12 protein-coding genes are annotated in these 12,805 nt (G+C 66.4%); 8 read left to right on the top strand and 4 right to left on the bottom strand.

Translation table 11 applies throughout. The features are described 5' to 3' along the window. The first annotated feature begins 77 nt into the window (after positions 1–77). The 7 genes from ACEN9Q_RS22780 to ACEN9Q_RS22750 all read left to right on the top strand — a co-directional run bounded on the left by ACEN9Q_RS22780 (position 78) and on the right by ACEN9Q_RS22750 (position 7,691). Entirely contained in the window at positions 78–974 is an 897-nt protein-coding gene (locus ACEN9Q_RS22780) for a phosphoribosylaminoimidazolesuccinocarboxamide synthase (protein WP_056447088.1), read from the top strand. Positions 975–976: 2 nt separating this feature from the next. Then, positions 977–1,480 carry a 5-(carboxyamino)imidazole ribonucleotide mutase gene (purE, locus tag ACEN9Q_RS22775; protein ID WP_056447085.1) on the top strand — a complete coding sequence of 168 codons (504 nt, stop codon included), beginning with the start codon at positions 977–979 and terminating at the stop codon, positions 1,478–1,480. Beyond that, positions 1,480–2,676, top strand: a complete 1,197-nt coding sequence (locus ACEN9Q_RS22770) for a 5-(carboxyamino)imidazole ribonucleotide synthase (protein ID WP_495626130.1) — start codon at positions 1,480–1,482, stop codon at positions 2,674–2,676. The genes purE and ACEN9Q_RS22770 overlap by 1 nt, the downstream gene beginning before the upstream one ends. Positions 2,677–2,684: 8 nt before the next feature. Further along, entirely contained in the window at positions 2,685–3,710 is a 1,026-nt protein-coding gene (locus tag ACEN9Q_RS22765; RefSeq protein WP_495626129.1) for an L-threonylcarbamoyladenylate synthase, read from the top strand. Between the two features lie 172 nt (positions 3,711–3,882). Next, positions 3,883–5,394: an alpha/beta hydrolase family protein gene (locus tag ACEN9Q_RS22760; RefSeq protein ID WP_495626128.1), complete on the top strand. Its 1,512-nt coding sequence runs from the start codon at positions 3,883–3,885 to the stop codon at positions 5,392–5,394. A gap of 192 nt (positions 5,395–5,586) precedes the next feature. Beyond that, positions 5,587–6,957, top strand: coding sequence for an SGNH/GDSL hydrolase family protein (locus tag ACEN9Q_RS22755; protein WP_056447073.1), 1,371 nt, complete (start codon positions 5,587–5,589; stop codon positions 6,955–6,957). Positions 6,958–7,013: 56 nt separating this feature from the next. Next, positions 7,014–7,691: an OmpW/AlkL family protein gene (locus ACEN9Q_RS22750; RefSeq protein ID WP_495626127.1), complete on the top strand. Its 678-nt coding sequence runs from the start codon at positions 7,014–7,016 to the stop codon at positions 7,689–7,691. Between the two features lie 127 nt (positions 7,692–7,818). On the opposite strand, the gene ACEN9Q_RS22745 is transcribed toward ACEN9Q_RS22750, so the two are convergent. Then, entirely contained in the window at positions 7,819–9,012 is a 1,194-nt protein-coding gene (locus ACEN9Q_RS22745) for an acyl-CoA dehydrogenase (RefSeq protein ID WP_495626126.1), read from the bottom strand. Positions 9,013–9,162: 150 nt separating this feature from the next. Next, positions 9,163–9,663 carry a flavin reductase family protein gene (locus ACEN9Q_RS22740; RefSeq protein ID WP_056447065.1) on the bottom strand — a complete coding sequence of 167 codons (501 nt, stop codon included), beginning with the start codon at positions 9,661–9,663 and terminating at the stop codon, positions 9,163–9,165. Between the two features lie 121 nt (positions 9,664–9,784). On the opposite strand from ACEN9Q_RS22740, the gene msrA reads away from it, so the two are divergent. Continuing rightward, positions 9,785–10,324 (top strand): peptide-methionine (S)-S-oxide reductase MsrA, encoded by a 540-nt coding sequence (gene msrA, locus ACEN9Q_RS22735; RefSeq protein ID WP_495626125.1) that lies wholly within the window; start codon positions 9,785–9,787, stop codon positions 10,322–10,324. Between the two features lie 24 nt (positions 10,325–10,348). Here msrA and ACEN9Q_RS22730 read toward each other — a convergent pair whose 3' ends face one another. Next, positions 10,349–11,566 (bottom strand): class I SAM-dependent methyltransferase, encoded by a 1,218-nt coding sequence (locus ACEN9Q_RS22730; protein WP_495626124.1) that lies wholly within the window; start codon positions 11,564–11,566, stop codon positions 10,349–10,351. Between the two features lie 37 nt (positions 11,567–11,603). Then, positions 11,604–12,794, bottom strand: a complete 1,191-nt coding sequence (gene pdxH / locus ACEN9Q_RS22725; RefSeq protein ID WP_495626123.1) for a pyridoxamine 5'-phosphate oxidase — start codon at positions 12,792–12,794, stop codon at positions 11,604–11,606. Positions 12,795–12,805: the final 11 nt, after the last annotated feature.

Here is a 12,805-nt window from a genome sequence, read left to right as displayed (position 1 = left end):
TTTGGCACCGGTTCTCCCAACCGCCGCCCATCCGACCGGCACCTTTGCCGGTTTCGCTTTATCAAGATATCCCCTCTATGAAAAGCCTCTACCAATCCACTATTTCCTCCCTGCCACTGCTGGGCCATGGCAAGGTCCGTGACAACTACGCCGTCGGCGATGACAAGATCCTGATCGTCACGACCGACCGTCTGTCGGCCTTCGACGTCGTCATGAACGAACCGATTCCCGGCAAGGGCATGGTGCTGAACCAGATGAGCGATTTCTGGTTCGAAAAGCTCGGCCACATCGTGCCGAACCACCTGACCGGCGTGGCGCCGGAATCCGTGGTCGCACCCGAGGAAGTGGAGCAGGTGAAAGGCCGCGCCGTCGTGGCCAAGCGCCTGAAGCCGATCCTCGTCGAAGCCGTCGTGCGCGGCTACATCATCGGTTCGGGCTGGAAGGATTACCAGGCCACCGGCGCCGTCTGCGGCATCCAGTTGCCGGCCGGCCTGCGCCAGGCGGATAAATTGCCCGAGCCGCTGTTCACCCCGGCCGCCAAGGCCGACCTGGGCGAGCACGACGAGAACATCAGCTTCGCCGACATGGAGCAGCGCATCGGCTCGGAACTGGCCAACAAGATCCGCGACATCAGCATCCAGCTGTACAAGACCGCGGCCGACTACGCGGCCACGCGCGGCATCATCATCGCCGACACCAAGTTCGAATTCGGCCTGGACGAGAACGGCGTGCTGCACCTGATGGACGAAGTCCTGACCGCCGATTCGTCGCGCTTCTGGCCGGCCGATTCGTACGCGCCGGACATGTCGCCGCCGTCGTACGACAAGCAGTTCGTGCGTGACTACCTGGAAACCCTGACCGACTGGCACAAGACCCCGCCGGCACCGGCGCTGCCGCAGGACGTCATCGACAAGACCCAGGCCAAGTACTTCGAAGCCATCGAACGCCTGACCGGCGAGAAGCTGAAGGTTTGACGATGGCGGAACAGAACAAGCCGCTCGTCGGCGTGATCATGGGTTCCAGTTCCGACTGGGACGTGATGCAGCACGCCTGCGCCATGCTGAAGCAGTTCGGCGTGCCGTTCGAAGCGCAGGTGATCTCGGCGCACCGCATGCCGGACGAGATGTTCGCGTATGCGGAAAGCGCACGCTCGCGCGGCCTGCGCGCCATCATCGCCGGCGCCGGCGGCGCCGCGCACCTGCCGGGCATGGTGGCCGCGAAGACCGTCGTGCCGGTGCTGGGCGTGCCCGTGCCGTCGAAATACCTGCGCGGCGAAGATTCGCTGCTGTCGATCGTGCAGATGCCGAAAGGCGTGCCGGTGTCGACCTTCGCCATCGGCGAGGCCGGCGCCGCGAATGCCGCGCTGACGGCGATCGCCATCATCGCCACCACCGACGACGCCCTGGCAGGCCAGCTGGAACAATTCCGGTTGCAACAGACCGCCGCCGCCAAGGCCATGACCCTGCCCGTGAACGACTGATGAGTAATACGAAGTCCCCAGTTTTTCTCCCCGCCGCGGCCGAACCGGCCTGGCTGGGCGTGATGGGCGGCGGCCAGCTGGGCCGCATGTTCGCCCACGCCGCGCAGGCAATGGGCTACCGCGTGGCCGTGCTGGAGCCGTCCTCCGACTGCCCGGCCGGTCAGGTGGCCGAGCGCCTCGTCGAGGCCGGCTACGAGGATGCCGCCGGCCTGGATGCGCTGGCCGCGCAATGCGTGGCCGTCACGACGGAGTTCGAAAACGTCCCGGCCGCCAGTCTGTCGCGCCTCGCGCAACAGGTGTTCGTGGCGCCGGATGCGCATGGCGTCTCCGTCGCCCAGGATCGCATCGCGGAAAAATCGTTCTTCGTCGCCTGCGCGGGCAAGTCCGGCGTGATGCCGGCGCCGCACAAGGTGATCGCGAGCGATGCCGACGTCGCCGCGATCGCCGACGACCTGCTGCCCGGCATCCTGAAAACCGTGCGCATGGGTTACGACGGCAAGGGGCAGGTGCGCGTGCGCACGCGCGAGGACGTGCGCGCCGCGTTCGAAGCGATGGGCCGCGTGACCTGCCTGCTCGAGAAGATGCTGCCGCTCGCCTACGAGGTGTCGGTGCTGACGGCGCGCGGGGCGGACGGCCAGTCGGTCGTCTACCCGATCGCGGAGAACGTGCACCGCGACGGCATCCTGTTCACGACGACGGTGCCTGGCCCGAACGTGTCGGATGCATGCGCGCGCACGGCGCAGGATGCCGCGCGCGCCATCGTGGCCGAGCTCGGTTATGTCGGCGTGCTGTGCATCGAATTCTTCGTGTTGACGGATGGCTCGCTCGTCGTCAACGAGATGGCGCCGCGGCCGCACAACAGCGGCCATTACACGATGGACGCCTGCATCACGAGCCAGTTCGCCCAGCAGGTCAGGGCGATGGCGAAACTGCCGCTGGGCGAAGTGCGCCAGCATTCGCCGGCCGTCATGCTGAACATCCTCGGCGACGTGTGGTTCGAGGGCGACGGCGACGGCGCGCGCGAACCGGCGTGGGATCGGGTGCTGGCGCTGCCCGGCGCCAACCTGCACCTGTACGGCAAGACCGACCCGCGCCGCGGCCGCAAGATGGGGCACGTGACGTTCGTCGCGCCCACCTTGCCGGAAGCCTGGGCGAGTTTCGAGCAGGCCTGCGCCATCCTGGAAATCAGGCTGTGAAGCGCGCCGTGACGGATGTGATCGACGCCGCCGCGCGCGCGCTGGAGGCCGGCCGGCTCGTCGCGTTGCCGACCGAGACCGTGTACGGCCTCGGCGCCGACGCGGAGAACCCGGCCGCCGTTGCCGCGATCTACGCCGCCAAGGGCCGGCCGCAGGATCACCCCGTGATCGTGCACGTGGCGCCCGGCGCGGATCTCGACTACTGGGCCACCGACATCCCGTCGGAAGCGCGCCAGCTGGCCGACGCCTTCTGGCCCGGTCCGCTGACGATGATTTTAAAACGCGCGCCGCACATCCCGGACGCCGTCTCGGGCGGCCAGGACACGGTCGGCATCCGCTGCCCTTCGCATCCCGTCGCCATCCGGCTGCTGCAAGCGTTCAAGGGCGGGAAGGGCGGCATCGCCGCGCCGTCCGCGAATAAATTCGGCGCCGTCAGCCCGACGACCGCGCAGCACGTGCGCGACGAGTTCGCCGACGACATCGGAGAATGCGGCCGCATCGCCTTCGTGCTGGATGGCGGGCAGAGCGAGGTCGGCATCGAATCGACGATCGTCGATTTGTCCCGGCTGGCCACGCACGGTCCCGTGCTGCTGCGTCCGGGTCATATCTCGCTCGATGCCATCGCGGCCGTGATCGACCAGGTGCCGGCCCGTCCGGATGCCGCCGCACCCCGCGCCTCCGGCACGCTGGAATCGCATTACGCGCCGCACACGCCCGTCGCGATGCAGGACACGGCGACGCTGGCCGGCACATTGTCCAGGTTGCAGGCGGCGGGGCGCAAGGTCGCCCTGATCCATTATTCGGACCTGCCGGCCACCCACGCGGCCGTGCGGCTGCCGGCCTCGCCGGAAGGTTTCGCGCACGCCCTGTACGCGGCGCTGCGGGCGATGGACGGTACTGCCGCCGACGTCATCCTCGTCGAGGCGCCGCCGCAGGACGGCCCCTGGCTGGGCGTCAACGATCGCCTGCGCCGCGCCGCGCATGGCTCGACGGGCATCGTGCACGGGTTGATAAACAACACTCCCGCGCTGTAATCCGTTCGGAATCTTCCCAAAATGGCCCGCCCGGTGCATCCTTGGCGGCAATGCCCGGTGTCGGGCATTGCGCGCCTGCGCCGCCTCCACGCGGACCTTTCCCCGCCATTCGTTGTCCACCGATGCGCGCCGGCGCTTGCCGTTTTAGTCATCCGTCAGTCGAAGGACATCCATGCGTTCCCTATTCACCCTGGCCTGCAGCCTCGGGCTGGGCTATCTGCTTGCCGCTTGCAGCGGCGGCACCACCGCCGGCGGCACGCCGACCGGCGTCGTCAATCCCGATCCGCTGCCCCTCCCGGCCCGCGGCAGCCTCGTGGGCCAGGCGGCCTCCGTGGCCGTCAATATCGGCGGCGCCAGCCTGCCCACCTTGACCCCCACCGTGCTGGCCGGCTTCCTCGAAGCCGCACAGCAGGGCACCCTCGCCGTCGCGGGCCAGCCGCAGTGCTCGGTGTCCGTGTACCGCGTGCACTACAACACCGTCGGCGGCGCCGGCGAAGCGACGGACGGCAGCGCCGCCGTCTTCGTGCCCACGGGCGGCGGCAACTCGTGCAGCAACTCGCGTCCCGTCGTGCTGTATGCGCACGGCACCTCGCTGCAGAAATCCTACGACATGGCCGACATCGCCAACAACACGGAAGCCCGCCTGGCGGCGGCCGTGTTCGCGGCGCAGGGCTTCATCGTCGTGGCGCCGAACTACACGGGCTACAGCGGCTCCTCGCTCGGCTATCACCCGTATCTCGACCGCGTCGCGCAGGCCGCCGACATGATCGACGCCCTGCGCGCCGCGCGCACCTCGTTCACGGCGATCGGCGCGAAGGATTCGGGCAAGCTGATGGTCACCGGTTATTCGCAGGGCGGCTATGTGGCGCTGGCCACGCAGCGCGCCATGCAGGACCTGGGCACGAACGAGTTCAACGTGACGGCGGCGTCCGGCATGTCGGGTCCGTACGCGCTCGCCCGTTTCGGCGACGACCTGTTCGGCGGCGCGCCGCGCAACGGCGCCACCGTGATCGTGCCGATGATCGTCAACGCCGGCCAGCACGCCAGCGCGGCGCTGTACACGACGCCGTCCGACATCTACGAGGCCCCGTATGCCGCCACGATCGCCGACCTGGTGCCGGGCAGCCTCGGCAGCAGCGATCTCGTCGACCAGGGCAAGCTGCCCGCCACGGCACTGTTCGCCGCGAATTCGCAGCCGCAGGCGGCCGGCTATACGCAATATTTCGGCGCCAACAACCTGATCCGCACGGATTACCGCAACGGCTACCTGGCCGACCTGGCATCCCACCCGTGCGACCAGAGCGCGACCGCGCCGCTGGCCTGTGCTCCGGCCCACAACCTGCGCAAATGGCTCGTGCGCAACGACCTGCGCAGCTATATGCCGGGCGCGCCGACGATGCTGTGCGGCGGCCATGCCGATCCCGTCGTGCCGTTCTTTAACGCGACGGCGGCGGCGAGCTATTTCAGTGCGCGCGGCAGCAACATCACCCTGCTGGACATCGACGACACGCCCGGCCTGAACGACCCGTACCGCTCGGCCAAGGCGGGCTTCGTGGCCGCCAAGGCGATCCTGCGCGCGGCCTCGGGCGACGATGCCGTGTCGTCTACTTACCACGCCGGCCTCGTGGCCCCATTCTGCATGGCGGCGACGCGCGATTATTTTCAGTCAACATTGTCACATTGAGTCAAAAACAGGCTGGCAGCGTTGCTATAATCGGCCGCTGCCGGCCTCGTCTCTACCGGAAAAAAACCAGCTGTTGTTGCCGGCGTACGACAAAGGTTTTCTCTATACAACGATGCTGAACACTGGCATATTAGTTAATACACGAATAGCACGGCCGTTCGTTGCAGAAGAAAAATTTCTTTAGGAGACACAATGCGTAAGACCTCATTCGCGCTCGCACTGGTGACCGCTGCTGTCCTGTCGGCCTGCGGCGGCAGCAGCACCAGCCCCCGCGGCGGCGATCAAACCCCGGGAACCAAGTTCAGCGCCCAGGTATCGTTCGGCGACAGCCTGTCGGACGTCGGCACCTATGCCGTCGGCGGCGTGAAGGCACTGGGCGGTGGCAAGTTCACGATCAACGGCGACAACACGGCGATCAGCCCGGACCTGACGGGCAAGAACTGGACCGAATTCGTCGCAGCCCAGCTGAACCTGCCGGCACCGTGCCCGGCCCAGACGGGCCTGCAAGGCGACGCGACCAAGGGCTTCTCCGTGCCCGTCACGTTCAACACCAACTGCCTCAACTATGCGCAGGGCGGCTCGCGCGTGACGAATCCGGTCGGCCCCGGCAACGCGGCCGCCGGCTCGCCGCTGGGCCAGACGACCGTGCCGGTGGTGACGCAGATCGCGAACCACCTGGCCAAGACCGGCGGCAAGTTCAGCGGCACCGAGCTGGTGACGGTCCTGGCCGGCGGCAATGACATCCTGTTCCTGATGGGCCAACTGTCGGCCAGCGCCACCGCCGCCGGCACCGCCGCCGGCTCGCAAGCGTTTGCCGTTTCGCTGACGACGCAGCTGGCCGCCGGTGCGACGAACCCGGCCACGGCCGCTCAGGCCATCGGCCTCGCGATCCAGACGGAAGCGGCGCGTGCCGGCCACACGGACACGTCCGTCGTGCAAGCCGCCGTCACCGCGGCCGTCATGGCCGGCAACACCGCGGCCGCCCAGGCCACCGTGTATGGTCCGATGGTCGTCAAGGCCCAGGCCGACGCGACGGCCGCCGGCCAGAAAGCGGGCGCCGACTACCTGACCGCCAACGCAGCGGGCGTCGTCACCGCGATGGGGACCGCAGGTGCCCAGCTGGCGGCCCTCGTCAAGACGCAGATCCTCGCCAAGGGCGCGAACTACGTCGTCGTGAACAACCTGCCGGACGTGGCTTCGACGCCGTCGGGCAAATCGCAGCCGGCCGCCGTCCAGGCCCTGATCAAGACGGCCGTCGACGCGTTCAACGCCCAGCTCAAGGCCGGTGTCGCGACCGAACCCAAGGTCCTGTACGTCGACCTGTGGAGCGTCAGCCACGACGAAGTCATCAACCCGGCCCCGTACGGCCTGACGAACACGTCGACCCCGGCCTGCGGCCCGAACGCACTGGGCACGACGTCGCTCGTCTGCAACGCGAAGAACGTGATCGCCGGCGACGTCAGCCACTACATGTTCGCCGACGACGTGCACCCGACCCCGTTCGAGAACTGGCTGATCGCGCGCTACGTCCTCGAACAGATGGCTACGAAGGGCTGGCTGTAATCCTCACGACAGGCCTGTCCGCGCGGACAGGCCAACCATAAGAATCAGGAGATAACATGAAAGTAAGTTCCAACGTCGTGAAACTGCTGGTTGCCGCGGGCGCGCTGGCCGTGGCCGGCAGCGCCGCGGCACAGGCCAAGGGGCAGTGGGCCGTGTCGGTCGGCGCCACCCAGATCACCCCGCACGTCGAAAGCGGCGCGATCACCGCCCCGGCCCTCCCCAACTCGCTGGGCGACGTCGGCAAGGACACCGAACCGGTGATCGTGGTCAACTACGGCATCACCGACAACATCACCGGCGAATTCACCTTTGCGACCCCGTACAAGCACAGCCTGTATGGCGCCGGCGCCATCGCCGGCACGGGCGAGCTGGGCACGGTGCAAGCCTTGCCGCCGACCGCGTTCGTGCAATACCGTTTCTTCCAGCCGACCTCGGCCTTCCGTCCTTACGTCGGCCTGGGCGTGACCTATGCCTACTTCTACAAGGAAACCGGCTCGTTCCGCATGACCGCGCTGACGAACCCGGGCGGCCCGGCGACGACGTTCAGCATCGACAACAAGTGGACCGTGTCGGGCCAGATCGGCGCCGTCTGGAACTTCAACCAGAAATGGTTCCTCAACGCCGCGCTCGTGAAGACCCGTCTGCGTACCGACGTGCACTTCTCGACGCACCAGGGCCAGCACATGAAGCTGGACCCGAACTCGACCGTGCTGACGCTGGGCTACAAGTTCTGACGGGTTTCCGCGCAATAAAAAAACCGCCCTTCGAGGCGGTTTTTTTTCGGTTGTTCATGGTGGGCACGGGGTGCCCACCCTACGGCTGCGGTATTCGTAGGGTGGGCTCCCCGAGCCCACCAAACATTCAAAACGCCGCGATCCCCGTCTGGGCACGACCCAGGATCAGCGCGTGGATGTCATGCGTACCCTCATACGTGTTGACGACTTCCAGATTGACGAGGTGACGCGCAACGCCGAACTCGTCGCTGATGCCGTTGCCACCCATCATGTCGCGGGCCATGCGCGCGATGTCCAGCGACTTGCCGCAGGAATTGCGCTTCATGATCGACGTGATCTCGACCGCGGCCGTGCCTTCATCCTTCATGCGGCCCAGGCGCAGCACGCCCTGCAGGCCCAGCGTGATTTCCGTCTGCATGTCGGCCAGCTTCTTCTGGATCAGCTGGTTGGCGGCCAGCGGCTTGCCGAACTGTTTGCGGTCCAGCACGTACTGGCGGGCACGGTGCCAGCAGTCTTCGGCCGCGCCGAGCGCGCCCCAGGCGATGCCGTAGCGGGCCGAGTTCAGGCAGGTGAACGGACCCTTCAGGCCGCGCACTTCCGGGAAGGCGTTTTCTTCGGGGCAGAACACCTCGTCCATCACGATCTCGCCCGTGATCGAGGCGCGCAGGCCGACCTTGCCGTGGATGGCGGGCGCCGACAGGCCCTTCCAGCCCTTTTCCAGCACGAAGCCGCGGATCTTGCCCTCGTCATCTTTAGCCCAGACGACGAACACGTCGGCGATCGGCGAGTTCGTGATCCACATCTTCGAGCCGGAGAGCGAGTAGCCGCCGTCGACCTTGCGCGCGCGCGTGACCATCGAGCCCGGGTCGGAGCCGTGGTTCGGCTCGGTCAGACCGAAGCAGCCGATCCATTCGCCGGTCGCGAGTTTCGGCAGGTATTTCTGCTTCGTCTCTTCGTTGCCGAACTCGTAGATCGGCACCATCACGAGCGACGACTGCACGCTCATCATCGAGCGGTAGCCGGAATCGACGCGCTCGACTTCGCGCGCGATCAGGCCGTAGCTGACGTAGTTCAGGCCGGGGCCGCCGTATTGCTCGGGGATGGTCGGGCCCAGCAGGCCGAGTTCGCCCATCTCGCGGAAGATGGCGGCGTCGGTGGTTTCGTTGCGGAAGGCGTCCAGGACGCGCGGCAGCAGCTTGTCCTGGCAATAGGCCGCGGCGGCGTCGCGCACCATGCGCTCCTCGTCGAGCAGCTGCTCGTTCAGCAGCAGCGGATCATCCCAGTGAAAATGGGCTTTGCGGGGCGTATCGGAACGGCTCATGGGACTCCTGTCTCAGAATATTCTTGTCGAATGGTCGAATGGCGGACGCCGGGCGAACGGGTAGGCCGCCCGGACCGAGCCATTATAGGAAGGCCGCCTTGCCGCATCTTTTCAAACTGCGACAGCCATTTTCATTTTTAAACGAACAAGTCAGGTCGTGCCGAAGCGCCCGCCATGGAACAGCAGCGCGGATTGCGGATGCACGGCGCAGTCTTCCACTTCGCCCACGAAGATCACGTGGTCGCCTTCCGGATAGCGGCTGCGGTTGTGGCATTCGAACCAGGCCGAGACGCCCTTCAGGATCGGCTGGCCGGTGCGCGACAATTCGTACTCGACGCTCTCGAACGGGTCCTGGCCGCGCCGCGAGAACCGGCGTGCCAGCTCTTCCTGCCCGGCGGACAGGACATTGATCACGTAGTGCGAGTTGCCGGTGAAGATGGGCAGGCTGTTGGCCACGTTCGACAGGCTCCACAGCACGAGCGGCGGTTCCAGCGACACCGAATTGAAGGACGATGCGGTCAGGCCGCGGAAATGGCCGTCGCCGAGGCGCGTCGTGATGACGGTAACGCCGGTCGCGAATTGGGACAGGGCCTGGCGGAAATGGGCGGAATCGAAACCGCGCGTGGTAGCGCGAGGTGAGCTGGTGTTCATCCGCGCATTATGCCACCAATGGCCTGTCTCCCTCTGGCCGGCTGCTCGTTGATCCTGCACAACAGTGCACTTTCGGTTACAGTGAAGCCATGGAAAACTATTTATCCCTCGAGGAGTCAGTATGAGCCAGCAATCAGCAACCGAAGTGGCCATCCTGGGCGGCGGGTGTTTCTGGTGCCTGGAAGCGGTCTATCTCGAAGCGCGCGGCATTCTCGGCGTGGAATCGGGCTACATGGGCGGCGAGACCCCCGCCCCGACCTACGAGCAGGTATGCGCGGGCACGACGGGCCACGCCGAAGTGGTGAAGCTGGAGTTCGATCCGAACGTGATCGGCTATCGCGACATCCTGGAAATCTTTTTCACCATCCACGACCCGACGACGCTCAATCGCCAGGGCAACGACGTCGGCACGCAATACCGGTCCGTCATCTTCTTCACGTCGCCGGAACAGGAGGCGACGGCGCGCAAGGTGATGGCCGAGATGGCCGCCGTGTGGGATGCGCCGATCGTCACGCAGGTGCTGCCGGCCGAGCAGTGGTACAAGGCCGAGGATTACCACCAGAATTATTTCGCCCAGCATCCGTTGCAGGGGTATTGCGCCTTCGTCGTGGCGCCGAAGGTGGCCAAGTTCCGCAAGACGTTCACGGAGCGCGTCAAATAAGTTGCCGCACCCCGTGCCCGCCGGTCACGGATACATGTAGCGCCGCGACCACGGGATCTGCGCCGGTTCCTGTCCCGCCTTGCCGCACACGATCTGGTACAGGCTGATCCAGTCGTGCGCGAAGCCGTAGGCGCAGCCGGCCAGGTAGACGTGCCAGATGCGGAAGGTCTTCGGATCGCACGTCGCCTGGATGCGCTCGGCGTTGTTCTCGAAATTCTCGGTCCACAGCGCGCACGTGCGGGCGTAGTGGCGGCGCAGGTTTTCCACGTCGCGCACCTCGAGGCCGCCTTCCTGCATGGTGCGGATGACGGTCGACAGGTGCGCCAGCTCGCCGTGCGGGAACACGTATTTGTCGATGAACTCGCCGCCGCCGTACGGGCTGTTGCGCTGCTCGACGTCCGCCGTGGTGATGCCGTGGTTCATCACGACGCCGCCCGGTGCCAGCAGCCTGTTGACCCGGCTGAAGTACTCCGGCAGGTGCTCCACGCCCACGTGCTCGAACATGCCGACGCTCGTGATGCGGTCGAACTGGCCGTCGACGTCGCGGTAGTCCTGCAGGCGGATGTCGATGCGGTCCTGCAGGCCGGCACGGGCCACGCGCTCGCGCGCCAGCTCGCACTGGCGTTCGGACAGCGTGACGCCCACGCAGCGCGCGCCGAACTTTGTGGCCGCGCGGATGACCAGGGCGCCCCAGCCGCAGCCGATGTCGAGCAGCGTCTGGCCCGGCTGCACGCCGATCTTGGTGAGGATGTGGTCGATCTTCTTTTGCTGCGCGGTGGCCAGGTCTTCGTCGCCGTTCTCGAAATAGGCGCAGGAATACACCATCGCCGGGTCGAGGAACAGGCTGTAGAACTCGTTGGAGACGTCGTAGTGGTAGCGGATGGCCTCGGCATCTTTCTCGCGCGTATGCGGCGAGACGAGGCGCAGGGCGGCGCTGGCGACACGGCTCGTGCGCGCCGGCTTGCCCGTCGTTTCCGCGAGGGCGGAGCCCACCTGGATCATGTCGGCCGCGCGCCCTTCGATCTCGAGCGCACCTTCGACATAGGCTTCGCCCAGGTTCCCCAGCGACGGCGCCAGCAGGTAGCGCAGCCCGCCCGGGTTGGGCACGCGGATCTTCACGCGCGGCTGGTGGTCGGACGACAGGTCGACCTGCGCGCCGTTCCACAATTCCACGCGCAGGGGCAGGTTGAACTTGCTGCGAATGCCTGAAGTCCAGGCGGAAAGCTTCATCTGGTCGAACACGCGTATCTCCGGCTAGTCCCGAACCGGACGCGCCGGTTCAGGGTTGCAAACGTTGCCGCGTCCAAAGTCCGTCTTCCTGCCGCGTGTAGACGATGCGGTCGTGGAAGCGTGAACGCCGCCCCTGCCAGAACTCGATCCGTTCCGGCACCAGGCGAAAACCGCCCCAATGCTGTGGCCGTGGCGGTGCTTCGCCATATTGACGCGCCACTGCCTCGTAATGTTGTTCGAGGGCGGCACGGTTCGCGATCGGTTCGCTTTGCTCGGACGCGATCGCCGACAGCCGGCTTTTCAGGGGCCGGCTGTTGAAATACTTATCGCTTTCGTCGGCACTGGTACGCTCGACTCTGCCTTCGATTCGCACTTGCCGTTCAAGTTCACTCCAGAAGAATAGCAGAGCTGCAAAAGGCTTGCTTTCCAGTTGCTTTCCTTTCTGGCTCGCGTAGTTCGTATACCAGGTAAAACCGCGCGCATCGAACTGCTTGACCAGCACGATGCGCGACGTCGGACGCCCGTCGTCGCCGACGGTGGCCACGCTCATCGCGTTCGGTTCGTTCACCTCGGCCTTGAGCGCTTCCTCGAACCAGCGCGTGAACTGGACGATCGGATCGGCGGCCACGTCGTCCTCGTCGAGCCGGGCCTGGCCGTAATCCTTGCGCAGGTCGGCCACGCGTTCGCCGATGTCCGGCGCGGCCGGAGCGTCGAGGCCGCGGCGCCGGCGCATGGCCCCGCCCAGGCGCGCCATCTGGTCCGGTCCGAACAGGCGCAGCGCCATCGGCGCCACGATGCCTTCCTCGCGTTCCATGTGGCCCTGGTAGCTCTGCACGAAGCGGCGGACGATGGAGGCGGACAGCTGCGTGCCGCTGCCGTCCGCGATGGCCGCCAGCTGTTCGTGCAGGTCTTGCCACATCCCGTCCATCTCCTTGTGTTCCTGCAGGATCACGGGCGCCAGTGCCTGCAGCGTGGCCGCATCCTCGCCCTGGGCGACGGCGAGCAGCATCGGCAGCAGGTCCTGTTCCTCGTCCTCGTGGTGCAGGTGGGCGGCCTTGTCGAAGTATTTCAGCACGGCCGTCGCCGCCTGGCGCGCCTGCTCGTCGGCACCGTGTTCCGGCAGATGGCCCAGCAGTTTTTCCAGCGTGGCCAGCTGCTTGCGGATGCGTCCGTGGCAATGCTTGAGGACGGCAACGGGCTGGTCGAAATCGGGCGCGGGGTCGGAAAGAAGGTTGTTCATGGTCGCTGTTG

The sequence above is a fragment of the Massilia sp. Masssp93 genome (assembly GCF_059491295.1).
Note: the sequence above shows the minus strand (reverse complement) of the source record. Positions and strands in the feature narration are given on the sequence as shown.

Bases quoted from the DNA above. Each gene is read 5' to 3' on its own strand.
- ACEN9Q_RS22780 (WP_056447088.1), top strand. From the start codon at position 78: ATGAAAAGCCTCTACCAATCCACTATTTCCTCCCTGCCACTGCTGGGC.
- purE (WP_056447085.1), top strand. From the start codon at position 977: ATGGCGGAACAGAACAAGCCGCTCGTCGGCGTGATCATGGGTTCCAGT.
- ACEN9Q_RS22770 (WP_495626130.1), top strand. From the start codon at position 1,480: ATGAGTAATACGAAGTCCCCAGTTTTTCTCCCCGCCGCGGCCGAACCG.
- ACEN9Q_RS22760 (WP_495626128.1), top strand. From the start codon at position 3,883: ATGCGTTCCCTATTCACCCTGGCCTGCAGCCTCGGGCTGGGCTATCTG.
- ACEN9Q_RS22755 (WP_056447073.1), top strand. From the start codon at position 5,587: ATGCGTAAGACCTCATTCGCGCTCGCACTGGTGACCGCTGCTGTCCTG.
- ACEN9Q_RS22750 (WP_495626127.1), top strand. From the start codon at position 7,014: ATGAAAGTAAGTTCCAACGTCGTGAAACTGCTGGTTGCCGCGGGCGCG.
- ACEN9Q_RS22745 (WP_495626126.1), bottom strand. From the start codon at position 9,012: ATGAGCCGTTCCGATACGCCCCGCAAAGCCCATTTTCACTGGGATGAT.
- ACEN9Q_RS22740 (WP_056447065.1), bottom strand. From the start codon at position 9,663: ATGAACACCAGCTCACCTCGCGCTACCACGCGCGGTTTCGATTCCGCC.
- msrA (WP_495626125.1), top strand. From the start codon at position 9,785: ATGAGCCAGCAATCAGCAACCGAAGTGGCCATCCTGGGCGGCGGGTGT.
- pdxH (WP_495626123.1), bottom strand. From the start codon at position 12,794: ATGAACAACCTTCTTTCCGACCCCGCGCCCGATTTCGACCAGCCCGTT.